This window comes from Amycolatopsis magusensis, assembly GCF_017875555.1.
Taxonomy (GTDB): domain Bacteria; phylum Actinomycetota; class Actinomycetes; order Mycobacteriales; family Pseudonocardiaceae; genus Amycolatopsis; species Amycolatopsis magusensis.
Genome location: NZ_JAGGMS010000001.1, coordinates 3,666,201 through 3,689,749, shown reverse-complemented (window position 1 = coordinate 3,689,749; position 23,549 = coordinate 3,666,201). Strand labels below are relative to the sequence as shown.

At 70.1% G+C, this 23,549-nt stretch carries 26 protein-coding genes and 1 tRNA gene; 10 read left to right on the top strand and 17 right to left on the bottom strand.

The genetic code is table 11. The features are described 5' to 3' along the window. Positions 1–4: 4 nt before the first annotated feature. Together JOM49_RS16340 and JOM49_RS16335 are read right to left on the bottom strand one after the other, a co-directional pair. Complete coding sequence (locus JOM49_RS16340; RefSeq protein WP_209665130.1) at positions 5–646, bottom strand: response regulator; 642 nt, start codon at positions 644–646, stop codon at positions 5–7. After that, complete coding sequence (locus JOM49_RS16335; RefSeq protein WP_209665129.1) at positions 643–1,338, bottom strand: sensor histidine kinase; 696 nt, start codon at positions 1,336–1,338, stop codon at positions 643–645. Before JOM49_RS16335 ends, JOM49_RS16340 begins: the two co-directional genes overlap by 4 nt. Before the next feature lie 353 nt (positions 1,339–1,691). Between JOM49_RS16335 and JOM49_RS16330 the strand changes: the two genes are divergently transcribed. Further along, a complete protein-coding gene (locus tag JOM49_RS16330) occupies positions 1,692–2,468 on the top strand; it encodes an alpha/beta fold hydrolase (RefSeq protein ID WP_209665128.1) in 777 nt (258 codons plus the stop codon). Positions 2,469–2,739: 271 nt separating this feature from the next. Beyond that, positions 2,740–3,162, top strand: coding sequence for a nuclear transport factor 2 family protein (locus JOM49_RS16325; protein ID WP_209665127.1), 423 nt, complete (start codon positions 2,740–2,742; stop codon positions 3,160–3,162). Between the two features lie 108 nt (positions 3,163–3,270). Here JOM49_RS16325 and JOM49_RS16320 read toward each other — a convergent pair whose 3' ends face one another. Continuing rightward, positions 3,271–3,633, bottom strand: a complete 363-nt coding sequence (locus JOM49_RS16320) for a winged helix-turn-helix transcriptional regulator (protein ID WP_308158759.1) — start codon at positions 3,631–3,633, stop codon at positions 3,271–3,273. A 65-nt stretch (positions 3,634–3,698) separates the two neighbouring features. Here JOM49_RS16320 and JOM49_RS16315 point away from each other — a divergent pair, with 65 nt between their 5' ends. The 3 genes from JOM49_RS16315 (at position 3,699) to JOM49_RS16305 (ending at position 5,898) form a co-directional block, all read left to right on the top strand. Further along, entirely contained in the window at positions 3,699–4,646 is a 948-nt protein-coding gene (locus tag JOM49_RS16315) for an NADP-dependent oxidoreductase (RefSeq protein ID WP_308158758.1), read from the top strand. A 95-nt stretch (positions 4,647–4,741) separates the two neighbouring features. After that, a complete protein-coding gene (locus JOM49_RS16310; RefSeq protein WP_209665126.1) occupies positions 4,742–5,200 on the top strand; it encodes a DUF6301 family protein in 459 nt (152 codons plus the stop codon). Next, on the top strand, positions 5,197–5,898 hold the full coding sequence (locus JOM49_RS16305; protein WP_209665125.1) for a TY-Chap domain-containing protein: 702 nt from the start codon (positions 5,197–5,199) through the stop codon (positions 5,896–5,898). Before JOM49_RS16310 ends, JOM49_RS16305 begins: the two co-directional genes overlap by 4 nt. On the opposite strand, the gene JOM49_RS16300 is transcribed toward JOM49_RS16305, so the two are convergent. Then, positions 5,835–6,260 carry a nitroreductase family deazaflavin-dependent oxidoreductase gene (locus JOM49_RS16300; RefSeq protein WP_209665124.1) on the bottom strand — a complete coding sequence of 142 codons (426 nt, stop codon included), beginning with the start codon at positions 6,258–6,260 and terminating at the stop codon, positions 5,835–5,837. The genes JOM49_RS16305 and JOM49_RS16300 overlap by 64 nt on opposite strands. Positions 6,261–6,348: 88 nt before the next feature. Between JOM49_RS16300 and JOM49_RS16295 the strand changes: the two genes are divergently transcribed. Continuing rightward, a tRNA-Ile gene (locus JOM49_RS16295) sits at positions 6,349–6,422 on the top strand. A gap of 293 nt (positions 6,423–6,715) precedes the next feature. On the opposite strand, the gene JOM49_RS16290 is transcribed toward JOM49_RS16295, so the two are convergent. The 6 genes from JOM49_RS16290 to JOM49_RS16265 form a co-directional block, all read right to left on the bottom strand. Continuing rightward, positions 6,716–7,447: a hypothetical protein gene (locus JOM49_RS16290; protein ID WP_209665123.1), complete on the bottom strand. Its 732-nt coding sequence runs from the start codon at positions 7,445–7,447 to the stop codon at positions 6,716–6,718. 32 nt (positions 7,448–7,479) lie between these two features. Then, positions 7,480–9,429, bottom strand: a complete 1,950-nt coding sequence (locus JOM49_RS16285) for a glycoside hydrolase family 31 protein (RefSeq protein ID WP_209665122.1) — start codon at positions 9,427–9,429, stop codon at positions 7,480–7,482. A 13-nt stretch (positions 9,430–9,442) separates the two neighbouring features. Beyond that, entirely contained in the window at positions 9,443–10,252 is an 810-nt protein-coding gene (locus JOM49_RS16280) for a carbohydrate ABC transporter permease (RefSeq protein WP_308158757.1), read from the bottom strand. Continuing rightward, entirely contained in the window at positions 10,249–11,148 is a 900-nt protein-coding gene (locus tag JOM49_RS16275; RefSeq protein WP_209665121.1) for a carbohydrate ABC transporter permease, read from the bottom strand. Before JOM49_RS16275 ends, JOM49_RS16280 begins: the two co-directional genes overlap by 4 nt. Continuing rightward, on the bottom strand, positions 11,145–12,371 hold the full coding sequence (locus JOM49_RS16270; protein WP_209665120.1) for a sugar ABC transporter substrate-binding protein: 1,227 nt from the start codon (positions 12,369–12,371) through the stop codon (positions 11,145–11,147). Before JOM49_RS16270 ends, JOM49_RS16275 begins: the two co-directional genes overlap by 4 nt. A 73-nt stretch (positions 12,372–12,444) precedes the next feature. Continuing rightward, the gene (locus tag JOM49_RS16265) at positions 12,445–13,449 is read right to left on the bottom strand and encodes a LacI family DNA-binding transcriptional regulator (protein WP_209671235.1); all 1,005 of its coding nucleotides are present in this window, start codon (positions 13,447–13,449) and stop codon (positions 12,445–12,447) included. A 199-nt stretch (positions 13,450–13,648) separates the two neighbouring features. On the opposite strand from JOM49_RS16265, the gene JOM49_RS16260 reads away from it, so the two are divergent. Continuing rightward, positions 13,649–16,627 (top strand): glycoside hydrolase family 3 protein, encoded by a 2,979-nt coding sequence (locus tag JOM49_RS16260; RefSeq protein ID WP_308158756.1) that lies wholly within the window; start codon positions 13,649–13,651, stop codon positions 16,625–16,627. On the opposite strand, the gene JOM49_RS16255 is transcribed toward JOM49_RS16260, so the two are convergent. Beyond that, entirely contained in the window at positions 16,611–16,988 is a 378-nt protein-coding gene (locus JOM49_RS16255) for an STAS domain-containing protein (RefSeq protein ID WP_209665118.1), read from the bottom strand. The genes JOM49_RS16260 and JOM49_RS16255 overlap by 17 nt on opposite strands. 143 nt (positions 16,989–17,131) lie before the next feature. On the opposite strand from JOM49_RS16255, the gene JOM49_RS16250 reads away from it, so the two are divergent. Next, a complete protein-coding gene (locus tag JOM49_RS16250; protein ID WP_282772942.1) occupies positions 17,132–18,154 on the top strand; it encodes a YdcF family protein in 1,023 nt (340 codons plus the stop codon). Between the two features lie 79 nt (positions 18,155–18,233). Beyond that, positions 18,234–18,581, top strand: coding sequence for a hypothetical protein (locus tag JOM49_RS16245; RefSeq protein WP_209665117.1), 348 nt, complete (start codon positions 18,234–18,236; stop codon positions 18,579–18,581). Here JOM49_RS16245 and JOM49_RS16240 read toward each other — a convergent pair. Continuing rightward, positions 18,578–19,075, bottom strand: a complete 498-nt coding sequence (locus tag JOM49_RS16240; protein WP_209665116.1) for a beta-class carbonic anhydrase — start codon at positions 19,073–19,075, stop codon at positions 18,578–18,580. The genes JOM49_RS16245 and JOM49_RS16240 overlap by 4 nt on opposite strands. 101 nt (positions 19,076–19,176) lie before the next feature. On the opposite strand from JOM49_RS16240, the gene JOM49_RS16235 reads away from it, so the two are divergent. Further along, complete coding sequence (locus JOM49_RS16235; RefSeq protein ID WP_209665115.1) at positions 19,177–19,980, top strand: SDR family NAD(P)-dependent oxidoreductase; 804 nt, start codon at positions 19,177–19,179, stop codon at positions 19,978–19,980. Here JOM49_RS16235 and JOM49_RS16230 read toward each other — a convergent pair. The 5 genes from JOM49_RS16230 to JOM49_RS16215 all read right to left on the bottom strand — a co-directional run bounded on the left by JOM49_RS16230 (position 19,964) and on the right by JOM49_RS16215 (position 23,513). Beyond that, the gene (locus tag JOM49_RS16230; RefSeq protein WP_209665114.1) at positions 19,964–20,596 is read right to left on the bottom strand and encodes a hypothetical protein; all 633 of its coding nucleotides are present in this window, start codon (positions 20,594–20,596) and stop codon (positions 19,964–19,966) included. The genes JOM49_RS16235 and JOM49_RS16230 overlap by 17 nt on opposite strands. 102 nt (positions 20,597–20,698) lie before the next feature. Further along, a complete protein-coding gene (locus JOM49_RS16225; protein WP_209665113.1) occupies positions 20,699–21,355 on the bottom strand; it encodes a response regulator transcription factor in 657 nt (218 codons plus the stop codon). Next, positions 21,334–21,963, bottom strand: coding sequence for a hypothetical protein (locus JOM49_RS43010; protein WP_245369345.1), 630 nt, complete (start codon positions 21,961–21,963; stop codon positions 21,334–21,336). The genes JOM49_RS16225 and JOM49_RS43010 overlap by 22 nt, the downstream gene beginning before the upstream one ends. After that, positions 21,875–22,417, bottom strand: a complete 543-nt coding sequence (locus JOM49_RS43005) for a hypothetical protein (RefSeq protein WP_245369344.1) — start codon at positions 22,415–22,417, stop codon at positions 21,875–21,877. The genes JOM49_RS43010 and JOM49_RS43005 overlap by 89 nt, the downstream gene beginning before the upstream one ends. Continuing rightward, a complete protein-coding gene (locus tag JOM49_RS16215) occupies positions 22,410–23,513 on the bottom strand; it encodes a sensor histidine kinase (protein WP_209665112.1) in 1,104 nt (367 codons plus the stop codon). Before JOM49_RS16215 ends, JOM49_RS43005 begins: the two co-directional genes overlap by 8 nt. Positions 23,514–23,549 lie beyond the last annotated feature (36 nt).

Here is a 23,549-nt window from a genome sequence, read left to right as displayed (position 1 = left end):
GGGTTCAGGCGCCCATCCCCGCGTCGCGCGCCCGCACCATGGCCATTTCCCGATCACTGACCTGCAGTTTCGTGAACACGCGGGTGATGTGGTTGCGGACCGTCTTCTCCGAGACCACCAGCTGCCGGGCGATGCGCCGGTTGCTGCAGCCGCGGGCGATCAGGTCCAGCACCTGGCGTTCCCGGTTGGTCAGCGTCGGGAAGGCCGCGCGGCTGGGCAGCTCGTGGACCGCGGAGAAGTAATTGCTCAGCCGGTCCGCGATCGAGGGACCGAAGACCGCGCCGCCCGCGGCGACCGTGCGGATCGCCCACAACAGCTCGTCCCGCGACACCCCTTTGACCAGGTACCCGTGCGCACCGGCACGCAGCGCCGAGACGATGGAGTCGTCGTCTTCGTTGACCGACACCACGATCACCCGTGGCCCCGCGTCGCCGGTGATCGCCCTGGTGACCTCCAGCCCCGAGCGATCGGGCAGCTGGATGTCCATCAGCACCACGTCCACCTGCTTTTCCCGCACCACCTGGAGAGCCTCTTCGCCGGTCGACGCCTCCCCGACGATGACCAGGTCCTCGGCGTCCTCGATGGCGAACCGCGCGCCGTACCGGTACAGCGGGTGGTCGTCCACCAGCACCACGCGGATGGTCATGCCGGGTTCCGGGGCAGTTCGGCGCGCACCACGGTGCCGGGCACGCCGTCCGGGCGGAACAGGATCACGCAGCTGCCGCCGACGTCCTCGGCGCGTTGCCGCATCGAGCGCAAACCCGTGCCGTGGCCCCACCAACCGGCAGGCGGCGGGCCTTCGCCGTCGTCGGCCACGGTGAGCACGAGCCGGTGTTCGTCCGCGGTGAGGCTGATTTCCACGTGGTGCGCCCCGGAATGCCGCAGCACGTTCGTCACGCCCTCGGCGGCGATCCGGTACGCGGCCAGTTCGGTGGTGGCGGCCAGGTCCAGCGGTTGCGCCTCCACGGTGACCCGCGCACCGGCGTTGTCCAGGCGGGCGGCCAGCTTGCGAAGTGCACCGGGCAGCCCCAGCCCGGCCAGGTCGGGCGGCGGCAGTTCGTCGACGATGCGCCGGATCTCGCTCATGGCGCGGGCGGTTTCCGAGGCCGCGTCGTCCAGGAGCCGCCGGAGCTCCGGCTGGTCGTCGAGCCGCGCGGAGGCGGTGCCCAGCCGGAGCCGGATGCCCGCGAGTGTCGGCCCGAGGTCGTCGTGGAGATCGCGGTGCAGCCGCCGGCGTTCCTGCTCGCGCACTTCCGCCTCGTTCGCCCGCAGCCGGGCGGTGAACACCTGCCGGACGTTGTGCGGCCGGGCCCGCAACCAGCCCGCCGTTTTCCGCACGGCACCGGCGATCTCCGTGCGTGGCTCAGGAGCACGCCGGGCCGGGATCGAATGGGCGAACACCGTGAGGTGCCGCCGATTCCAGCCGTGCTGATGTCTTCGAAAAGTCAACCCCCAGTTGGGCACGACTCCCCCTATTTCTGCCGTGCTGCATTCCCCCGCTCCGCACGCAGGTCAGGGCCCCCAGAGTCCCCCAGTCGACCCGCTCTACGATCCACCCTGACAGGATCGACCACGGTCCGCAAGTAAGCCGCCAGGTGGAGTGGCTGAACCACTCGAACGAGCCGCGTGATCGTCACGCCAGGTGACAACCCTTGCAGGCGCCCGTTTATTCCGGGTTGTACAAAGAAGGTATGACGCAAGACGGAGTCCACGTGCACGGGTCCTCGGGTCCGCCGGTCCTGTTGCTCCCCGGCGGTGCCGAAGCCTGCGAGGGTTTCTTCCCCGGTTTGGTCGAAGGCCTCGCCGACTGCCAGGTGATCGTGCACGACCGGCCGGGCACCGGAAGCGCCACCGCCGGCGGTTCACTGGCCGACGCGGCGGCGCACCTGAACGCGCTCATCGACCGCCTCGGTTTCGGCCCGGTCGTGGTGGTCGGGCAGAGCCTCGGCGGTGCCGTGGCGGTGCTGCTGGCGCGCGACCACCCGGAGAACGTCGCCGGACTGGTGCTGCTGGACCCGACCCCGATCAACGACCCGCGCACCTGCGCGACCCTGGAACGCGTCGCGCGCGCCACCGGGAAGATCGCGTCGATTCCCGGGCCGCGCCACCTGATCGCCGCCGCCATGCCCGCCCTCACCGCCCGAACCGCCCGCGGCTTGCGCCCAGACTGCGCCGAAGCACTCCGGCGGAACGGCCGGCTCGACTTCACCGTGCTGGCCCGCGCGGTCGACGGCATCACCGAGTTGTCCAAGGGTTTGCGGGAGGCCGACCTCCCTCGCCGCCCTTGCGCGGTGGTGACCGCCGACCGGAAACCAACAGCCCCCATCCGGCGCGCCCACGCGCGACTCGCCACCGCGTTCGGCGCACCCCTGCTCTGCTGGCCGGGTGCCACGCACAACGTGCACCTGGACCACCCCGACGAAACCCTCGCCACCGTGCGCGAAGTCGTGGCCCAGGTCCGTTCCTAGGTCGACGTGCCCGTTCATGATCAACCAGGAAGCTGTCGTTCCCTTTGCTGCAGGAATTCCTGCAGCTCACGGAAGAGCGTGGCGATCGCTCGCACGTCGGACAGCGGGGGCCCGAGACCATCCCGCTCCAGCCGGTAAGCCGCCACTGACCCGACCTCCGGGTGCGGCGGCGTATCCCGGTCGATACGCCGCCGCGCCCACTGCACCACCAGGCAGCGATCAGGTCGGATTCCTGCCAGCCTTGTTGAACGGCTTCTTCTAGGTTTTCGATATGGCACGAACAAATCGCGACATCGTCCAGCACGCGTGGCGGACTTTCTCCGAGCACGACACCGGCAAGATAGCGGCTGTCTTCACCGACGATGCCGAGTGGCTGGCTCCCGACGGCAATGCCACCGCTGTCGCGTTGGGCGTTCCCAGCCACATGATCGGCAGCGAGTCGATCGCCCGGTTCCTGGCCAACGACTTCCCCCGGCTTTTCGCACGAGACGTCACCGTCACGTTCACCGGGTTCTATGCGGCGGGCGACCGGGTGATCGTCGAGGAAACAATGAGCGCGACCCTGGCCAACGGGAATGCTTACGTCAACGACTACTGCTTCGTCTTCGAATTGCGGGACGAGCTGATCCACCGAGTCCGTGAGTACATGGACACCGCGCGCGGGCACCGCCTGGTGTTCGGCGAGGCACCCTGACGGCGGCGGAGGCAGCCCCGGCGCGTCCCTTGGTTCGTCACCAACTGGGGGTGTCCGTGCAGACTCGCCACAACTACTGGTAGCTCAGGGTGAAGGCCCGGCGACGAGCTATCCGTCGAAGTTCGCGCGGGCATCGGTGATCGCGTCGGCGTGTGTGCTCGCCCAGTCCGCGATGACCTTGGTCAGTTCGCCGGCGCGCAGGCCGATCTCGGTGAGTTCGTAGTCGACGCGGGCCGGCACCTCCGCGTAGACGGTGCGCCGGACCAGGCCGTCGCGTTCCAGGCCGCGGAGCGTCTGGGTGAGCATCTTCTGCGTGATGCCACCCAGCCTGCGGCGCAGCTCGTTGAACCGCAGCGGCCCGCCGTTCAGCCGCAGCACGCCGAGTACGAGCAGCGTCCACTTGTCGGCGAGCATCTCGATCACCAGGCGGGACGGGCAGCCCGCCTGGTACGGATCGTTGGTGGTATCCACAAGGAACCTAGATACCAAAAAGGTGCCTACTTCACAATGGAGACCACCGGGTCGAAGATCAGCTCATGACGCGGATGCGAGCGGTCGAACAAGATGTTTTCGGTGGTGCGGAAGTACTTCGGCTGGTGGAGCGGGACCGCCCGGAGCCGGGCGCGGGCGAGGTGCTGGTGCGGGTGGTGGCCGCCGGGGTGAATCCGGCGGACTGGAAGGTGCGTGCCGGGCTGGTGGCGCCGTTCGAGTTCCCGCTCACCGTCGGGCTGGATTTCAGTGGCGTGGTCGCCGATTCCAGGGACGCGCGGTTCTCCAGCGGTGACCGGGTGTTCGGCATGGTTTTCCCGCCGCGGGGCGCCTATGCCGAGTACGTGGTCGCTCGCGCGGACGCCGTCGCCGCCCTCCCCGCCGAACTCGATCACCTCGAAGCGGCTGCCTTGCCGGTCGCCGCGCTCACCGCCTGGCAGGCGCTGCACCGGGTCGCGGGGCTCGAAACCGGCCAACGGGTGCTCGTGCACGCCGCCGCGGGCGGGGTCGGGCACCTGGCCGTCCAACTGGCGAAGCTACGGGGCGCGGAGGTGGTTGGCACCGCGCGGGCCGCCAAGCACGACTACTTGCGCGGGCTGGGCGCGGATCAGCTGATCGACTACACCGAAACGGATTTCACGACGGAGAGCGGAATGGTCGACGTCGTGCTGGACGCGGTCGGCGGTGAGTACAGCGTCCGCTCGATGGAGGTGCTCAAGCCCGGCGGGATCCTGGTCGACGTGACCGGGCGAACCGGCTCGGCCGCGCACCGGGCCGCCGCACTGGAACTGGCCACCGCCAGGGGACAACGGCTGGCGGAGTTCTTCGTGACACCTTCGAGCACCGACCTCGCCGACATCGCCGCGCTGGTGGCCTCCGGCAAGTTGAAAGTGACCCTAGGCGAGGTGCTGCCGCTGCGGGAAGCAGCGCGGGCACACCGAATCGGTGAGACGAACCGGGTCCGGGGAAAACTGGTGCTGCGCGTCGATGCGTGACCGCGCCTCGGGATGTACTCGCTGGCGCGACCTGCGCTGTCTCAGCGCCCAGCGAAACGGTGCAGGGCTTCGCCTAGTCGAACGATCATTCTGGTATGACCTCTGAGGTGAACTACGCCGCGATGTCCCCTGCCGAGGTCTGGGAGACCGTCGACTTCTGGGCCGGTGTCCCCTGGCCGATGTCCCGCGCTGACGCCCAGCAGATGGCGGTCGACCGCCTCGGCTGGGCGATCGAGGTCGAGGAGGGGCTGGGGTACCTGGTCAACCCGGCCTTCACACCGCCGGGGGTGTCGATGTCGGGCATCGATACCGTGTCGTCCGTGCGTTTCCGGATCGCGGACATGGTCGCTGAAGAGACACCGGCGACAAGGGCCTTCCTCGGCGACCTGTTCACGCTGACGGTGCGCGAAGGGGCGGCCCGGCTGGGGCGCCCGTCCCTCAGGCGCGACCGCGGGCACACCGACGCGACCTGGGAGATGGGGTCCGCCCAGGTCACCGCCACGCTGGCGTCGAGGTCCGTGATGGTCCGGTTCCGCACCCCGGAAAGCAGGTGACCGAAGTGTCCGACTGGGAGACGTTCGGCGGCGGTCTCACCGAGACGTTGCGGGAAGTGTCCGACCGGGTCTTCCTGGTCGTCTTCTCGCGGGCCCAACCGCGGATATTCGTGCAGTTCGCCGGCGGCGAGCACGAGCTGCACGCCGAGGCGGCGGCGCCGACCGCGGATCCCAGCAGCATGACTGCCGCCGGATGGGTGCCACCAACCGGCGACGACCCGCCGAACTGGACCTTCTTCTTACCGCTGCCCGCGCTGACGGTGGAATACGCCGCACTGGCGGCGCGCTGCGTGGTGGCCCTGCGCGACACCCACGGCCTCGCCACCCCCGACGGCCTGGTCTACAAAGCATGGCGCGACGCCGAATGGCCCTCCGAGGCTCCTCCATCCGAACGCGACCCGAACCCCACACTCGCGCACCCGAGTTACGCGTTCGCGCAGCCGAGTCCCACGTTCGCGCACCCGAACCCCACACTCAGGTACCCGAGTCCCACGTTCAAGCAGCCGAGTTCCACACTCGCGCGCCCGAACTCCACACTCAGACAGTCGAGTTCCACACTCAGGCAGCCGAAACCTACGCCCGTGCAGCCGATTCCCACATTCGACGAGCGTGGGTCCCACACTCGCGCCAGCCTCTACTTGCGGGTAAGCACCACCAGCGGAATCTCCCGATCAGTCTTCGTCCGATACGACCGATAGGTGGGAAAGATGTCCGCCATCATCTCCCACAACCGGTCCCATTCCGCACCCTCCGCCGACTGTGCGACGGCGGTGAACTCATCCGCGCCGACCTGCACCGTGACCTCTGGCTCGGCGGTCAGGTTCAGGTACCAGGCGGGGTGCTTCGCCGCCCCGCCGTTGGAGGCGACCACGACATACCGGCCGTCGTCCTCGCCGTAGTAGAGGGCGGTGCGCCGCAGCCGGCCGCTCTTGCGCCCGCGGGTGGTCAGCAACAGCGCGGGCACCCCGTGGAAGACGCCGCCCTGCTCACCGCCGGTCTCGACGTAGCGCTGGACGTGCTGGGCCACCCACTTGGTGGGACTGTTCGTCGGTTGGGCCATGCGCTCACCCTAGCTGCGACCCCCGACAGTCATGGGGTAAGTTCAACCCGCGATCCGCGGGGGCTCCATCGCGCCCGCAGACTCGCGGGGGCCGGTAGCTCAGTTGGTCAGAGCAGGGGACTCATAATCCCTTGGCCGCGGGTTCGAGCCCCGCCCGGCCCACTTTGAGATTCGGCCCTTGCCTGCCCATTCGCTGTTGATCTCGCTCGTGGTCGGGTATCTGGGCTCCGTTTCGTGACGCGGAGAATTTCCGAGCACTAGCGCCTGGCCAGGCCCCCATTCCCATCCTTCTTGGGACCTGCCGGTGAAACGTCCGAGAGGCCCGAGTTCGCGAACGTAGGACTCGGGTGCCTGAACGTGGAACTCGACTGCACGAATGTGGAACTCGGGTGCCTGAACGTGAGACTCGGGTGCGTGAGTGTGGGGTTCGGGTGCACGAGTGTGGGGTTCGGGGGTTAGTGGGGGCGGAAGGCGGCTACGGCGGTGTGCTGGGGTTGGGCCGGGTCCAGGGAGTAGAGGATTTCGGTGGTGAGGGCGCCGGCGGGGGCGGGGATGACGTAGGGGCGCGCGGGGTCGACGCGTTGTTCGCCGTACGAGGCGAGTTCGGCGGCGCCCGACTCCGGGGTGGGGCCGAAGAACTTGACGTGGTGCACGGTGAACGAGACGAAACCCAGGCTGATCACCAGGTCGGCCGCGACCGCGGGGCAGACGAGGGTTTTGGACACGTACGTGCCCGGGGTCAGTTCCACGCTGTTCTCCTCGTTGTCGAACTTCGGGGCGGCGGCGACGCCGAGGTCCCACGGCGTCACGTCGTCGCACGACGGGTTGGGCATGACGGACAGGTGCAGGTGGCTGGTGTGCGGGTTCTCCCCGTAGTAGGGCCGCCACTGCCACGGGCTGGTCCGCGAGTCCGCGATCCGGCGGTCCCAGATCACGTACTTGATCCGCCAGTCCCTGACCTCGATCAGCCGCGCGGCCAGCCAGTGGCAGTCGAGACCACCACCCGGGTCGTGGGTGAAGTCCCTGGCCGTCACGATCCCCGGCCCATACCACGGGTTGTGGTCGCTGTCGCGGTTCTGGTGCGAGGTGTCCCCGATCGAGCCGTCGCCGGCCCGGTTGCGGTTCGGGGCCAGCGCGTTCAGTTGTGCCAGCAGTTTGTCCAGTGCGTTCGCCACTCGCCACGCCATGCCGGTTACTACGTGCCCGGAACGCCGGTGGATCACCCGGAGATCGGCAACTTCGTTCCGTCACGCAGGAACAACGGGATGCGATCAAGGGGCGCCTCGACCAGACCACCGCCGGACACCTCGCCTGTCCACGCGTCCGTCCATTGGGCACCGGACGGCAGGTAGACGTGCCGGGAAGTGGCGCCGGCGTGCAGGACCGGAGCCACCAGCAGGTCCGGCCCGAGCAGGAACTCGTCGTCGACTTCCCACGCGCTGGAATCGTCCGGGAACTCGGTGAACAGGGGCCGCATCGGGGGCGTGCCGTGCTCGTGCGCGGCCCGCATCTGCGTCATCAGGTACGGCCGGATCCGCTCCCGCAACCACAACGCCGACGCGATCAGCTCCCCCGCCTCCGGGCCGTAGCTCCACACCTCGTTCGGCCCGCCGGTCATTTCCGGCCCGAACGCCCCCCGCGGGTCCCGCACCCCGTGCAACCGGAACAACGGGCAGAACACTCCGTACTGGAACCACCGCACGATCAGTTCCCGGTACTCCGGCAAATCCGGATCGCCCCCGTGGAAACCGCCGATGTCCGTGGTCCACCAAGGGATTCCGGAAAGCGCCACGTTCAGGCCCGCCCGCACCTGGGTCCGCAGCGAATCCCACGTCGCCGGGATGTCGCCGGACCACAACGCGGCGCCGTACCGCTGGCTGCCCGCCCAGGCCGAACGGCACAGCAGCACCACGTCGTCGGCACCGGCGGTGCGGCTGCCTTCGTGGAAGGTCTGCGCGCTCGCCAGCGGGTAGGAGTTCGCCACCTCGCTCCCCGGTCCACTGTGGAAACTCAGGTTGTGCGGATGCCCCGGCTGCAGCTCGGGTTCGCAGGCGTCCAGCCAGAACGCCCGCACGCCCCGGTCGTAGTAGTTCCGCTTGACCGTCTCCCAGACGAACTCCCGCGCCTCCGGGTTCGTCGGGTCGTAGAAGGTCACCGGCATCTCGACGTCGAAACCCTTGTCGTGCCATGGCGCGTGCGCGGGGAGGCCGTGCTCGGTCCCCACCAGCAGCCCGCGGTCGCGCATCTCCGCGTAGTTCGAGCTCAGTGGGCTCACCGACGGCCAGATCGACACCATCAACCGGATGCCCAGCGAGTCCAGTTCGGCGATCATCGCGTCGGGGTCGGGCCACTCGGCCGGGTCGAACCGCCAGTCGCCCAGGTGCGTCCAATGGAAGAAGTCCGCCACCAGCACCGACATCGGCAGGCCGCGGCGCTTGTGCTCCCTGGCCACCTCGAGCAGTTCCTGCTGGCTGCGGTACCGCAGTTTCGACTGCCAGAACCCGCTCGCCCACTCCGGCAGCATGGGCGTGTGCCCGGTCGCGTCGGCGTAACGCGAGAGGATCTGCAGCGGGGAACCGGCGGTGACCCAGTAGTCGATCTGCCGGGCGGAGTCGGCGACCCAGCGCGTGCCGTTCTCCGCCAGCTCGACCCGGCCGACCGCCGGTGAATTCCACAGTAGACCGTAGCCACGGCTGGACAGCACGAACGGGATCGACACCTCACCGTTGCGCTGCACCAGATCAAGCACCATGCCCTTCTGGTCCAGGCGCCCGTGCGTGTGCTGCCCGAGGCCGAAGAACCGCTCCCCCTCATAGGCGTGGAAGCGCTGCTCCAAGCGGGCGTAGCCGCCACCACGTTCCTCACGCAGACGCGGGCCGGGCCACCAGAAGTGCGCGCGCTGCTCGGAAAACAGCTCAGCGCCGGTGTCCGTGCGCGTGAACGACAGCACCGGCACCACACCGGTGTCCGTGCCGACCAGTTCCACCGTGGCGGTCAGGGAACCGTTGACCACCTGGTGTTCCGACTCCTGCGCCTCGGCCGGTTTCGGCGCGACGAGCGCACCTGGCAGGTCCTCGGTGATGCCGTGCCTGCCCACGCGCACGCGCAGGCTGTCCGGGCCCCACGGCTCGATCCGGATCACCTCGTGGCGGACCCGCACTTCGATCATCTTCGCCAGACTCCTAGTCCTTGAGGGCGCCGCCGGTGACCCCGGCGACCACGTACCGCTGCGCGATGACCAGCAGCACCGCCGCCGGGATCGAGGCCAGTACCGCGGTGGCCAGCACCGCGTTCCAGTCCGCGCTCTGATTGCCGATGAACCGGTAGATGCCGACGGTGATCGGCTCGATCGCCCGCCCGGTGGTGAGCGTGACGGCGAACAGGAAGTCCGCCCACGCGAACAGGAACGAGAACAGCCCGGCGGTGACCATCGCGTTGCGGCTGACCGGCACGATGATCGAGCGGAACACCCGCCAGTACCCGGCACCGTCCACTCTGGCCGCTTCCGACAGCTCGCGCGGGATGGAGAGCATGAACGCCCGCAGCACCAGGATGGCGAAGGGGATGGTCGCGGTGGAGTCCGCCAGCACCAGTCCCGCGTAGCTGTCGATCAGGGAGAACTCGCTGAACAGCGTGTACAGCGAGTTCGCCATCACCGGCCCGGGGACCATCTGCACGATCAGCAGCGCGAAGACGAACGCCTGCACCCCGCGGAACCGCAGCTGCGCCAGTGCGTACGCGGCGGGCATCGCGACGATCAGCGACACCACCACGGTGCCGGCCGCGACCGCCAGGCTCGCCAGCAGGTGACCGCCCTGTGTGGACAGTGCGCTGCGGTAACCGTCGAGCGTGCCGTTCACCGGCAGCCAGTCCGGCGACGGCTTGAGCAGGGATCCCGCCGGCTGCAGCGAAGCGTTGACCATCCAGTACAGCGGGAACAGCAGCACGATCACCACCGCGACGCCGAACGCGGTGCGCAGGTACCGGGTCACCGCTGCTCCTCCCGCAGGGCGGCCCGCGCCGAGCGCAGGTAGAGCAGGCCGAACACGGTGGCGATGAGCACCAGCAGGTTGCCGACCGCGGCACCCTGCCCGAAGGCGAAGTCCCCGTCGAAGGACAGCTGGTAGGCCCAGGTGGTCAGGGTCTGCGTGGCGTTGGCCGGGCCGCCGCCGGTGACCACCATGATCACGTCGAACACCTTGATCGTGTAGACCAGCCCGAGCATCAGCACCACCGCGGTGACCGGGCGCAGCAGCGGCCAGGTGACGTGCCGGAACCGCTGCCAGGCGGACGCGCCGTCCAGCGCGGCCGCCTCGTACAGCGAAGCCGGGATGGCCCGCAGCCCGCCGTGCAGGATGACCAGGTTGAACGGGATGCCGATCCAGATGTTCACGATGATCACCGCGGGCAGCGCCCAGCCGGGGTCGGTCAGCCACGGCGTCGGCCCGTCGGCCAGCCCGACCGCGCGCAGCGCCGCGTTGATCACGCCGTGGTCCTGGTCCAGCATCCACCGCCACACCGCGCCGCTGACCACCAGCGGCAGCAGCCACGGCAGCAACAGCAGCGAGCGCAGCAGGGCGCTGCCGGGGAAGCGGCCGCTGAAGAACACCGCCAGCGCCAGGCCGATGGTGAACTGGAAGAAGATCGAGCCGATGGTGAACAGGGCGGTGTTGAGCACGGCCGTGCCGAACAACGGGTCGCCGAGCACGGCCGCGTAGTTGTCCAGGCCGGCGAACGGGGCTTCACCGGTGTAGAACGAGCGCACCGAGTACTCGCGCAGGCTCATCGAGATGTTGTTGACCAGCGGGTACCCGAAGAACAGCAGCACGTAGACCAGTGCGGGCAGCAGGAACGCCCAGGCGGCCCGGCGTGGGGTGCCCAGGGTCACGGACGGCCCGCCTGCTCCTGCGCCGCCCGCAGCGCGTCCTCCGGCGACTGCTGCCCGGCCAGCACCGACTGCAGTGCCGCGCCGAGTGCCTGCGAGACCGTCGAATACCGCTCACCGAGTTCGGCGGTGCGTGCGCGGGCCGTCTCCACTTCGGTCACGAAGGGCTGCATGGCCGGGTTTTCCTGGCCGAACTTCTTCGCGGTCTCCACTTTGGACGGTACGTAGGCGTGTGCCTTGTCCCAGGCGACCATGTTCGGCTCGTTCAGGATGCAGCCGAGCACCTTCGCCGCGGCCTGCTGACGCTCGGCACCGGTCGCCGGGATCGCGCCGACCTCGCCGCCGAGCGCGACCGCGGGGGCGACACCGGGCCGCGGGGTCGGGATCGGCACCACGCCGTAGTTCAGCCCGGCCGTCTCGTCCAGCCGCGCCAGGTTCCACGAGCCGTTGACCATCATCGCCGCGTTGCCGGTGACGAACTGGTCGGCCACGTCGTTCTGGTTCCAGTTGAGCACCGACTTCGAGGCCGAGCCCGCGGTGACCAGGTCGCTGACGAAGCGCATCGCCTCGACGGCCTGCGGTGAGTCCAGTTTGGCCAGATCGGCGCCGTTGCTCCAGAAGAACGGGAGGAACTGCCAGGTGCCTTCCTCGGTGGCCAGCGCGGAGAAGGCCAGGCCGTACTTGCCGTCCTTGGTCAGCGCGGTGGCCGCGGCCTTCAGCTGCTCCCAGGTCTGCGGGGGCTCGATCCCGTTCTGCTGCAACAGGTCCTTGTTGTAGATCAGGGCGAGGCCGTTCACGCCGGGCGCGAGCCCGTACACCTTGTCCTGGTAGGTCCCGGCCTTGACGATGCCCGGGTAGTAGCCCTCGGTGGAGATGCCGTAGTCGGTCAGCGGCGTGAGCGCGCCCGTGCTGGCGATCTGCTGCAGCGAGGGGTTGTCGGCGAAGAGCAGGTCCGGCAGCGTGCGCGAACTGGCGTCCTTGAGGATCTTCGGCAGCAGCTGGTCGGTGGGCACGGTCTGCCGGTTGACCTTGATCCCGGTCTCCGCCGCGCAGGTGTCCAGCACCTGCTGCCAGGCCTTGCTGCCCTGCTGGTCGGCGTAGTAGTCCAGGGCGGTGATCTCGGTCGCCGCCTGGCCGGATTCGCTCGGCCCGCACCCGGCGAGCACCAGCGCGCTCGCGGTGACACCGGTGATGACGAGGTTTCGAGCTAGAGCGGCACTGCTCATCTGATCCTCCGAATCTTGGCACTGTCGAAGCGCTTCGAAATGCGGCGTGCGGAATCCACCGGCGCCCGCGGCTTCAGCGGCGGCGCGCGGTACTGCCTCCCTGGGTCAGTTTCGGCGACAGCAGCCGGACCTCGGCCGAACCGGAGCCTTCGAGCTGGCGCATCGCCATCTCCACGGCGATCCGCCCGACGTCGTCGGACGGGATCGCCACGGTGGTCAGCGGGGTCGAGTACTGGGCAGCCATGTCCTCGGGGCAGACCGCCACCACGGAAACGTCGGCGGGCACGCGCCTGCCGTGCCGTTCCAGCTCGGCGAGCACCCCGCCGAGCACGGCTTCGTTGTGCACCACCAGCCCGGTCAGTTCCGGCTGCCCGGCCAGGATCTTGGCCACGCACTCGCGCACCGCCGCGTAGGAGGGCGCGCAGGCGTGGTTGGTGGCACGCAGGCCGCGTTCCTGCGCGCTGGCGGCGAAACCGCGCAGGAACCGGCCCGCGAAACTGGTGCCGCGCTCGTACACCGTCGGCGACGGCCCGATCAGCGCGACTTCGGTGTGGCCGAGATCGGCCAGGTGCTGCACCGACCGCGCGGCCGCGGCGGTGAAGTCGAGGTCCACACAGGACAGATCGGCGGGGTCGTCCGGCACGCCGATCAGCACCACCGGGCGCAGCAAGGACTGCAGCACCGGCACGCGGGGTTCGTCGGCTTCGACGTCCATCACCAGGATGGCGTCGGCGCTGGCCGAACCGGCGACGCGGCGCAGTCCGTCGGGGCCTTCGTCGGCGGTCAGCAGCAGCACGTCGTGGTCGTGCTTGCGGGCCGAGGTGACCACCGAGGTGACGAACCGCATCACCACCGGCACGTGGATGTCGGTGCGCAGCGGGACCACCAGCGCCAGCACCTGCGTGCGGCTGCTGGCCAGCGCGCGGGCGCCGGCATGGGGGTGGAAACCCAGCTTGCGCACGCTGGCTTCGACGCGGCGGCGGGTCTCCAGTGAGATCGAGCGCTTGCCCGAGAGCACGTAGGAAACCGTGCTCGGGGCGACCCCGGCGTCACGGGCGACATCGGCGATGGTGATCATCTCGCCTGCCTCTCGTGAATCGAAGCGCATCGACACATCTCTCGGGTGGGTGAGATTAGGCCAGTCCGCTGAAGAACACAAGCAGCGTTGACCCCACCGGCCATCCGGTGCCATAGTCCCGGACACCGCGCACCACTGCATTCCCGACAGGTCCTCGATGACTGTCGAATCGCTTCGACAGCGTTGTCCGGAGGTGGCTGTGTCCCCGAAGTCCCCGAAGTCCCCGAAGAAGTCCCCGAACCAGATCCCCCGCCGCAGCGTGCTGGCGATCGCCGCCGCGGCACCGCTGCTGGCCGCGACCCTGCCGCGCACGGTCCACGCGCAGGTCGCCGACTTCCCGTTCCGAGATCCCACGCTCGGCCTCGAAGCACGGGTGGCCGACCTGCTCGGACGGCTCACGCTCGACGAGAAGGTCGCGCTGCTGCACCAGTACCAGGCACCCGTCCCCCGGCTCGGCGTCGCGGCGTTCAAGACCGGCACCGAGGCGCTGCACGGGGTGGCGTGGTCGACCGACAAGTCCGCCGGTGGCGCGGTGGTGACCGCGACGGCCACGGTGTTCCCGCAGGCCATCGGCCTGGCCAGCACCTGGGACCCGGCACTGGTCGAGCAGGTCGGCACCGCGGTCGGCACCGAGGCCCGCGGCTTCCACGCGGAGAACCCCGGGGTCTGGGGCCTGCAGTTGTGGGCGCCGGTGGTCAACCTCCTGCGCGATCCACGTTGGGGCCGCAACGAAGAGGGCTACTCCGAGGACCCGTACCTGACCGGCGCGATTTCCACCGCTTATGGCCGCGGCATTCAGGGCGAGGACCCCGACCACCTGCGGGCCGCGCCGGTGCTGAAGCACTACCTGGCCAACAACAACGAGATCCGACGCGACACCACATCCTCGGTGCTGCGGCCCAGGGTCAAGCGCGAGTACTACGAGTCTGCGTTCCGGCCCGCGCTGGCCGCCGACGCCGCCACCGGGGTGATGTCGGCGTACAACCTGGTCAACGGGAGACCGATGACCGCGCACTTCGACCACAACGACGTGGTGCGCACCTGGACCACCCGCACGCTCTTCAACGTCACCGACGCCGGCGGGCCGAACAACTTGACCGCCAGCCAGGCCTACTACGCCACCCAGCCGGAAGCCGACGCCGCTGTGCTCCGGGCCGGGCTGGACAGCTTCACCGTCGACGACACCAACTCGGCGAAGACCATCGAGGCCGTGCACGCGGCGCTGGCACAGGGGCTGCTCGCGGAGTCCGATGTAGACACCGCGGTGCGGCACATCCTCAGCATCCGCGTCCGGCTCGGCGAGTTCGACCCGGGCGGCGGGCCGTACGGCCACCTCGGCAAGGAGGTCGTGGACTCCCCGGAGCACCGGGCACTGGCGCGGAAGACCGCCGGACGGGCGATCGTGCTGTTGAAGAACGACGGGTTGCTGCCGCTGCCCCGCGGTCGCACGGTGGCGGTGATCGGCCAGCTGGCGGACACGCTCTACACCGACTGGTACTCGGGCGCGCTGCCCTACCGGATCACGCCGTTCGACGGGATCACCGAAGCGGCGGGCGCGGCGGTGACCACCACCGAAGGCGTGGACCGGATCGCGTTGCGCACGGCGGGCGGGTACGTCACGGCGACCGCGGCCGCCACCCCGCTCACCGTCTCGGCGTCGACCGGCGACGACACGCGGTTCGACGTCTACGACTGGGGCGAAGCGATCGTCACGCTGCGCGCGCTCTCGAACGGCAACTTCCTCTCGTTCGGCCCGGACCGCACGCTGGTGAACAACGCCCCGCAGCCGAACGGCTGGTTCGTGCAGCAGCAGTTCAAGCTCGTCGCCCACGGCGGCGGGCACGTGCTCGAGTACGCGGGCAACGAGGCGGACGACTCGTGGTTCGGCGACCAGAAGTACGTGGTGGTCGCCGGTGACGGGCGCCTGACCATCACCGCGAAGTCCCTCGCCGAGGCCACGGTCTTCACCAAGGAGGTCGTGCGCAGCGGGATCGACAGCGCCGTCGCGGCGGCGAGCGAGGCCGACATCGCCGTGGTGGTGGCGGGCAGCATGCCGTTCATCAGCGGCCGAGAGGACGACGACCGGCAGAGCCTGGACCTCGCGCCCGCACAGCAGGCCGTGCTCGAGGCGGTCCGGCAGGCGAATCCGGACACCGTGCTGGTGCTGGAGAACAGCTATCCGACCACGATCGGCTGGGCACAACAAAACGTACGATCGGTCGTCTGGACTACGCACGCGGGTGCCGAAACCGGCCACGCGCTGGCCGACGTCCTCTACGGCGACGTGAATCCCGCCGGCAGGCTCACCCAGACCTGGTACCGCTCGGCGGCCGACCTCCCCGACCTGCTCGACTACGACATCATCAAGGCGGGCCGCACCTACCAGTACTTCGGCGGCGATCCGCTGTACCCGTTCGGCTTCGGCCTGTCCTACACCTCGTTCGACTACCGCAACCTGCGGCTGAGCGCGCCGTCGATGTCCGGTCAGGGCGAGATCGGCGTGAACGTGGTGGTGACGAACACCGGCACGCGGGCGGGCGACGAGGTCGTGCAGCTCTACACCCACCAGCGGACTTCCCGTGATCCACAGCCGAAGCTGCGGCTACGGGCCTTCGCGCGGGTGCACCTGGCGCCCGGCGAAGCCAAGACCGTGACGCTCTCACTGCGAGCCGCGGACCTGGCGCACTGGGACGTCACGCGGGACCGCTGGGTGGTCGAGACGGCGACGCACGACGTGCTCGTGGGCGCGTCCAGCGCGGACATCCGGGTGCGCGGCTCGCTGCGCGTCCGCGGTGAGGCGATTCCACAGCGCGACCTGCACAAGACGACCGAGGCCGAGAACTTCGACGACTACGCGGGCATCACGCTCACCGACCGGACCAAGGAACGCGGCACCTCGGTCACCTCGGCCGGTGGCGGCTGGATCGCCTTCCGGGACGCCGACCTGCACGCGCGGCAGCTCGACGCGCTGGTGTCCGCACCGGCCCCCACGACGATCACCGTGCGGACCGGACGGCCGGACGGCCCGGTGCTCGGCACGCTGACCGTGCCCGGCACCGGGGACCGGTATGCCTACGTGAGCGTCTCCGCGCCGCTGACCGGCGCGCAGGGCCGGGGCGATTTGTACCTGGTGTTCGGCGGTCCGGCCTCCCTGGGGACCTTCAGCCTGAAGCGGTGAGCGGGCGGGCGGCCCACGCCAGTGCTTCGTCCACGGTGGGCCGCACCACCAGCAGCTTGTGCAGGCTGAGCAGCTCGATCGGCCGGAGCACGGCGTGCTGCTGGGTGGCGACGGTGAACGGGATCCCGGCGGCGTGGGCGTCTCCGCAGGCGCCCACCAGCGCGGACAGGCCTTCGGACGAGCAGAAGGTGACGGTGGTCAGGTCCACCACGACCGCTCGCGGGCGCAGCAGGATCTCGGTGGTGAGCTGGTCGCGCAGGCGCTGGACGATCAACGCGTCGATCTCACCGCTGACCGCGACCACGGTCGCTTCGGCGGTGGTGGACACGGTCATGCCGGCGCGGGCGGGCAGGTAGGGCACGCGGCCTCCTCACAGGACACGCGAGGACGCCAGCACGGCCGCCCCCGGGTGCGGTTGGTCCAACCGGAGTGGGTGACGGCTGCTGTCTGAACCGAGTCACCCCGACCGTACCGACAATCACCCGATGGTGCAGCCCTTAAGCTGTGGCGCCCCCTCGTCCCACGGCTTTGGAGAGCGTCATCGGCGCGTTGTACGGATCGCTGTCCGCCATGGCACTGGCGGTGTTCGTCGCGGGTTTCCTCCGTGAGCCGCGGCGGGTGAGCAACGCGGTGTGGCTGGGTGTGGCGGCCACGCTGTTCGGCCTGGCCCTGCTGGTGTTCTCGCCCGGCTGGGTGGGCGAGTCGCTGGTGCTGCCCGCGATCGCGGTGGTGGCGCTGCTCACACCGGTCGCCTTGCTCGGCAACGGGGTGGTGATGTGGCGGCGGGAAGGTCACCGCCCGGCCAACGTGCTCTCCCTGCTGGCCGGTGCCGGGCTGGCCGCGGTGGTGGTGCTGACACTGGTGATCGGCCCCGGCGGCAGCCGGTGGGCGGTGGCCGCCCTCGGCTCGGTCCTGCTCGCCTGCGCGTACGTCACCTTCCTGTTCGCCTGCCTGCTCGGGTATTCGGTGCTCTACGGGCGGATCGTGCGCCGGCGCGGGATCACCGCGATCCTGGTGCTCGGGGCAGGGCTGCACGGCACGCAGGTGCCGCCGTTGCTGGCCAGCCGCCTCGACCGGGCCCGGCGGTTGTACCGGCGGCAGAGCGGGCAGCCGCCGCTGATCGTCGTCTCCGGCGGCCAGGGTCCGGGAGAGGACAAGACCGAGGCCGCCGCCATGCGCGAGTACCTCGTGCGGCACGGCATTCCGGCGGACCGCGTCCTGCTCGAAGAGCAAGCGACCACCACCGAGGAGAATCTGCGATTCGGCGTGGAAGTCCTCGGAAAACGACCGGCCCGCAAAGAGGTCGTGGTGGTGACGAACAATTACCACGTTTTCCGGACCGCGGTGACCGCCCGCCGCCTCCGCCTCCCGGTGCACGTACTCGGTGCGCCGACGGCGTTGTATTTTCTGCCGAGCGCGGTCATCCGTGAATTCATCGCGCTGGTCGTGCACTACTGGCGCCTCAACACGGTATTGTTGTGCCTGCTGGTCGCGCTGCCGTGGCTGCTGGCGCTGAGCCGGAGCTGAAACCCGGGCCTAAAGACCCGGCAGGGGCAAGGCCGATGGGCCGTAGCCGCATTTCCGGCCTGGGCGCACCCTGATTCCCATGATGAAGAAAATTGTGGTCGCGGGTGCGTTGTTCCTCCTGAGCGGTTGTGCCGGAACGCCAGGGAAAGCGGTCCCGCTCGCGCCGCTGGCCACGCCGGTGCCCGCCGCGCCGACGCAGACGGTCGTGGTGCAGCCGCCGGTGACGGTGACCGCGCCCCCGCCCGTCGTGCAGGCGCAGCCGCGACCGCAGCCGCCGCGCAACCAGACCGCGTGCCAGTGGATGCACACCAACGGTTACTCCTACACCGCCGCGCTCAGCGCCTGGCAGGACGCGGGTTACCCGCTGAACTGGGACGCCGACCGCGACGGCTGGCCGTGCGAGCAGACCTTCGGTGACCGCAACTAGCCCGTCGCCGAAACCTCGTTGAGCCTGCCGGTGGCGACGTCGAACACGAAGCCCCGCACGGAGTCCTTGACCGGGATGAAGAGGCTGTGCTTGATGCGCGCGATCGATTGGCGCACATCGGTTTCCAGGTCATCGAAAGCCTCCGCGGCCCACGAAGGCTTGATGCCGACCTCCGCCTGGATGGAGCTCTTGAACTCGTCGTCGGCGAAGGTGAGCATGCCGCAGTCCGTGTGGTGGATGAGCACGATCTCCCGGGTGCCGAGCAGCCGCTGGCTGATCGCGAGCGAGCGGATCCCGTCCTCGGTGACCACCCCGCCGGCGTTGCGGATGACGTGCGCCTCCCCTTCTTCGAGGCCGAGCACGCCGTAGACGTTGAGCCGGGCGTCCATGCAGGCGAGCACCGCCACCTGCTTGGCGGGCGGCAGGGGCAGCGGCCCCTCGAAGGACTCGGCGTAGCGCGCGTTGTCGGCCAGCAGTTCGTCCGTGACAGTCATGGGCCAAGTCGACCGTCGCATGCACCCATGCGCAACCGTGCCCAAGTGCTGGACTTGAACCAATTGGTTCAATCTAGTGTTCTCAGTGGTACGGTCGGCGCATGGCGAAGACAGTGGTGATCACCGGGGGCACGGACGGGATCGGGACGGCGCTCGCCCGGGCACTGGCCGAGCGGGGCGACCACGTGGTGGCGCTGGGGCGGAATCGGGAACGGGGTGCGCGGCTCGTCCGCGGGGGCGGCGGGCTGGTCACCTTCCACGAGGTCGACCTCAGCCTGATGTCGAACACCCGTGCCGTGGCGGCGGAAATCGCGCAGGCGCACCCGGTGATCGACGGGACCGTGTTCTGCGCGCGGTATTTCCGGACCAACCGGATGGTCACCGCGGAAGGGCTGGAGCACAACTTCGCGTTGTTCTACCGAAGCCGCGCAGTGCTCGGGGAGGCGCTGCTCGGGCCGCTCGAGAAGAGCGAGCGCGCCGTGGTGATCAACGTGGCCGGACCGGGGCACGACACCCCGGTCGACTGGGACGACCTGCAGAGCGCACGCGGTTACGACGGCGTGCGCGCGATGTTCCAGGCCGGGCGGCTCAACGACTTCCTCGGCGTCGAGTTCGCCGAGCGGCACCCCGGGATCGCCTACGTGTTGTTCCACCCCGGCACCACCGCGACCGGGTTCGCCGGGGAGTACGACGCCGCCACGGCCGCGTTCATCGAACAGCAGAAAGCAAGGGCGAAACCCGCCACCACGGTGGTTCCGCCCTTGCTCGACCTGCTGGACCAGCCGCCGTCGAAGGCGCTCAGCGCGTTCCACCTGGACACCGAACTCGATGTCCACAGTGGACTTTTCCGGCGCGCCGACGCGAAGAGGCTGGCCGCCGCGCTCGGACCTACTTCTTCCAGGTGACCGGGTCGTCCTTGTACTCGTCGCTGTCGGTGTAGGTCGCGCCGCCGACCTCGCCACCCTCGCGGACAGCCTGCAGCTCGCAGGTCTCGTACTTCGCGCCGGCGGTGGTGAAGTCCTTCTTCGCCGACTCCGACTCGCACTGCGGGGTCTCGCCGGTGATGATCACGCCGGTGCCGCGCCCGTCCGGGCCCACCGCGCGCAGGCGCACCGAGCTGTAGGCGAGGTCGGTGCCGCCGACGTTCTCCACGGTCATCCGGATGTACACCGGCGTCATGCCCTTGGCCTTGTCGCCGAAGGACGCCAGGTCGGCGTTCGAACCGAGGTCGATCGAGGTGACGGTGACCGCGATGGTGCCGGTCTTGTCCGTGCCGTACTTGAACGGGACGACCGCGCGCTCGCCGACCTTCAGTTCCGTGCCGGGCGCGGTGACCTCGGCGGAGCCCGCGGGGGCGGCGCTCGGTGCCGGCGAGGACGACGGCGCCTCGGCGGCGGAGGATTCGGCGGGCGCGGGAGCCGGGGCCGGGACGGCGGCCTGCTCGGTACCCCCACCGCAGGCGGACAGCACCAGCAACGCGGCGAAACCGGTGGCGAACAGGGCGGTGCGGTCGTGCTTCATGGATCTCCTCGGGCTCCCCCGCCGAATCGGCTCCGGCGCTCTCGCCACGCACCGTAATCGTGAGGGGGACCAGCCGGTGTGGCCCGTTCGCACCACAAGCGATCACAAATCGCTTACGCCGATCAGCCCATCCTGGATCGCCCTGGCCACCAGCGCCGCCTTGGTCGGCGCCTCCCGGCCGATCTGCGCGTACTTGATCCGGATGCGCTCGAGGTGCGAGTTGACCGTGTTCGGGGAGATGCCGAGCCGGTGCGCGACGAACTCCTTCGACTCCGACTGGAACCACTCGATGAGCACCTCGGTCTCCCTGGCCGAGAGCGCCGGGCGCCGGTCCGACCGGTCACCCGCCAGTGCCCCGGCGAGGGACGGCGGTGTGTACGCCCGGTCACCGGCGGCGGCGCGGACGGCCTCGACGAGGTGCTGGTCGCCCTCAGCCTTGGTGAGGTAGCACAGCGCGCCGAGTTCGAGGCACTGCAAGGCGATGTCGTCGTCGGCGCGCATCGAGTAGACCACCACCCGGCGGCCGGCCTCGGTCAGCCGGCGCAGGTCGCCCATGGCCGGGGTGGTGCTGTTCAGGTGCAGGTCGAGGATCACCACGTCCGCCACCGCGCCGTCACCCATCCACGCGACGCGCACGTCCTCGCCCTCGGCGACCACCCGGATCGGCGGGGTGCCCGAGGACAGCCAGTGCACCACCCCGGCCCGCACGGCGGGGTGGTCGTCGATCACCACCGCGGTCAAGTCGGTCCCGAACGCCATTTCGCCTCCATCCACAGCCGCTCTCCCAGTGTGTGGCACTCGACCCGCACCCGCGGGCTGCCGTGCGGTGACTCACCCGGCTTCCCTGGTTCACCATCGGTGATCACCGCGACCCGGACCTCGTCACCGCCGCGCAGCACGCTCACCCGCGCCTGCGACCGGGCCCCCACCAGCGCGGTCATCAGCGGGGACGTCAGTTCCCGGCGGACCGCGGTCGGCACCGGCGTCGGCTCGCCGCTGACCGCCAGCGCCACGGTCAGCCCCCGGCGCTCCGCGAAGTCGACGCAGGCCGAGACCTCGTGCACCAGCGGATCGGGCACGTCGTCGTTCTCGGCGAACAGCCGCCGCAGCTGGGTGGCCGCCAGCACGCACCGCTGCCGGGTCTCCTCGGCCCGCGGGTCCACTGTGGAGTCGGCCAGCGCGGCCAGCAACGGCAGGGTGGCGCCGAGCTGACCGGCGAACCGGAGGCGCTGATCGACCTCCAGCTGTTCGGCGAGCGCCTTGCGGTTGGCCAGCCGGTCACGCTCGGCGGCGGCGTCGGCGGCCTGCCGCGCCCGCCGGTAGACCAGCCGCACCAGCGCGAGCGTGGCCAGCTGGAAGCTGATCACGCTGAGCACCACGATCGCCACCCCCGCCGATCTCGGCGCGATCGGCTGGCGTGGTGGTGACCAGACGTCCAAGGTTCACCGCCACCTGCATCGCGAGCGCCCCGACGGCGAACGCGGGCCGGTCCAGCAACAACACCAGCAGGTGCCAGCCCGCCAGGCCGAAGGACCAGTGCTGGTCCCCGAACAGCTCGTCCGGCGGCACCACCCAGGTGGCCACCGCCGACGCCGCCAGCACCACGACCGCCCCCGCCAGCGCGACCGGCATCGGCACCGCGCGCCCGCGCAGCACCCAGCACGCGGCCACCACGGTCACCCCGGCCAGCGCGAAGAACGCGGACCAGTCGGCGGTCCCGTGCACGCCGGGCAGGCTCAGCACCGGCTGGATCCCGGCGACCACCACGAGCAGCGCGATCCGGCACACGGCGAGCACCCGCCCGGCTTCGGTCTCAGTCATCGGGCCACACCAGTTCCACCGTGGTCCCCGCACCCGGCGCGGAGGTCACCGTCGCCCGGCCGCCCACCGCGGCCATCCGCTCGACGAGCGAACCGCGGATGCCGCGCCGGTGCGGCCGCACCTCGGCCGGGTCGAACCCGCGGCCGGTGTCGCGGACGGTCACACGGACGCCGTCTTCCACGGTCAGCACGGCTTCGGTCACGCCCGCGTGCCGCTCGACGTTCACCAGCGCCTCACGCACCGAGCGCACCAGCGCCAGCGCGACGGACGCGGGCAGCAACGGCACCGTCGACCACCGCGCGTTGACGCGCACCGGGCTCTGCTCCAGCACCCCGCGCAACGAAGATTCCAGCTCGACCATGCTGTCGTGGCCGGTCTCGCCGGTGAGGATGCGCAGGTCGCGGCGGGCGTACTCGGCGACCTTCGCCGGGTCGGCGGTCTCGCCGCGTTGCGCGACCATCAGGAAGGTGGCGGACGCGGTGTCGTGCAGCACGGCCAGGTACTCGCGCTCCTGCCGCCGCCGTTCGACGGCCAGGAACTCCTCGCGTTCGAGCCGGATCCGCCGCTCGCGCAGGCGGTCGACCTGGCGGGTCGAGCGCAGCAGCAACAGGAACGCGAGCCGCGCGAGGACGCTCTCGATCAGCACCCGCAGCACCACGCCGACGCCGTCCTCCGGGGTGAGCGGCAGGAGCTGGACCACCAGCAGGCAGGCGACCGCGGGCACGGTGACGCGCGGCGGCCACTCCCACTGCAGCGTGATCGCGGTGATGGTGAGGACGTTGAGCGCCCACTGGTTCAGCTCGCCCGGCTCGGGCGCGGTGGCCACCTGGGTCGCGCCGATCGCCGCCGCGCGGACCAGCGCGAGCACGAAGGCGGCCCGCCTGCCTCGGCCGGTGCGGGAGGCGTACACCTCGACGGCCGCGGTGAGCAGCGCCAGCGCGAGGAGCCCGAAGGCGAGCGGGAGCGCGCCCGCCGGGGTGGCGAGCACGCCGAACACGCTGATCACCAGCAGTCCGGCACCCCTGGCCAGCCCGGCGAACCGGCCGACCACCGCGAGCGACTCCGCTTCGACGGAGGCAGCACGAACGGACGGCACGGGAGGCAGTCAAGCAGACGACTTGACCACCCGCCG

What these genes read in the sequence shown, in the direction of transcription:
- JOM49_RS16235 (WP_209665115.1), top strand. Translation starts at nt 19,177, where the DNA reads ATGGCGAAGACAGTGGTGATCACCGGGGGCACGGACGGGATCGGGACG.
- JOM49_RS43005 (WP_245369344.1), bottom strand. Translation starts at nt 22,417, where the DNA reads ATGACTGAGACCGAAGCCGGGCGGGTGCTCGCCGTGTGCCGGATCGCG.
- JOM49_RS16315 (WP_308158758.1), top strand. Translation starts at nt 3,699, where the DNA reads ATGACGCGGATGCGAGCGGTCGAACAAGATGTTTTCGGTGGTGCGGAA.
- JOM49_RS16300 (WP_209665124.1), bottom strand. Translation starts at nt 6,260, where the DNA reads ATGGCCCAACCGACGAACAGTCCCACCAAGTGGGTGGCCCAGCACGTC.
- JOM49_RS16265 (WP_209671235.1), bottom strand. Translation starts at nt 13,449, where the DNA reads ATGATCACCATCGCCGATGTCGCCCGTGACGCCGGGGTCGCCCCGAGC.
- JOM49_RS16290 (WP_209665123.1), bottom strand. Translation starts at nt 7,447, where the DNA reads ATGGCGTGGCGAGTGGCGAACGCACTGGACAAACTGCTGGCACAACTG.
- JOM49_RS16230 (WP_209665114.1), bottom strand. Translation starts at nt 20,596, where the DNA reads ATGAAGCACGACCGCACCGCCCTGTTCGCCACCGGTTTCGCCGCGTTG.
- JOM49_RS16285 (WP_209665122.1), bottom strand. Translation starts at nt 9,429, where the DNA reads ATGATCGAAGTGCGGGTCCGCCACGAGGTGATCCGGATCGAGCCGTGG.
- JOM49_RS16225 (WP_209665113.1), bottom strand. Translation starts at nt 21,355, where the DNA reads ATGGCGTTCGGGACCGACTTGACCGCGGTGGTGATCGACGACCACCCC.
- JOM49_RS16245 (WP_209665117.1), top strand. Translation starts at nt 18,234, where the DNA reads ATGATGAAGAAAATTGTGGTCGCGGGTGCGTTGTTCCTCCTGAGCGGT.
- JOM49_RS16270 (WP_209665120.1), bottom strand. Translation starts at nt 12,371, where the DNA reads ATGAGCAGTGCCGCTCTAGCTCGAAACCTCGTCATCACCGGTGTCACC.
- JOM49_RS16310 (WP_209665126.1), top strand. Translation starts at nt 4,742, where the DNA reads ATGACCTCTGAGGTGAACTACGCCGCGATGTCCCCTGCCGAGGTCTGG.
- JOM49_RS16240 (WP_209665116.1), bottom strand. Translation starts at nt 19,075, where the DNA reads ATGACTGTCACGGACGAACTGCTGGCCGACAACGCGCGCTACGCCGAG.
- JOM49_RS16340 (WP_209665130.1), bottom strand. Translation starts at nt 646, where the DNA reads ATGACCATCCGCGTGGTGCTGGTGGACGACCACCCGCTGTACCGGTAC.
- JOM49_RS16330 (WP_209665128.1), top strand. Translation starts at nt 1,692, where the DNA reads ATGACGCAAGACGGAGTCCACGTGCACGGGTCCTCGGGTCCGCCGGTC.
- JOM49_RS16325 (WP_209665127.1), top strand. Translation starts at nt 2,740, where the DNA reads ATGGCACGAACAAATCGCGACATCGTCCAGCACGCGTGGCGGACTTTC.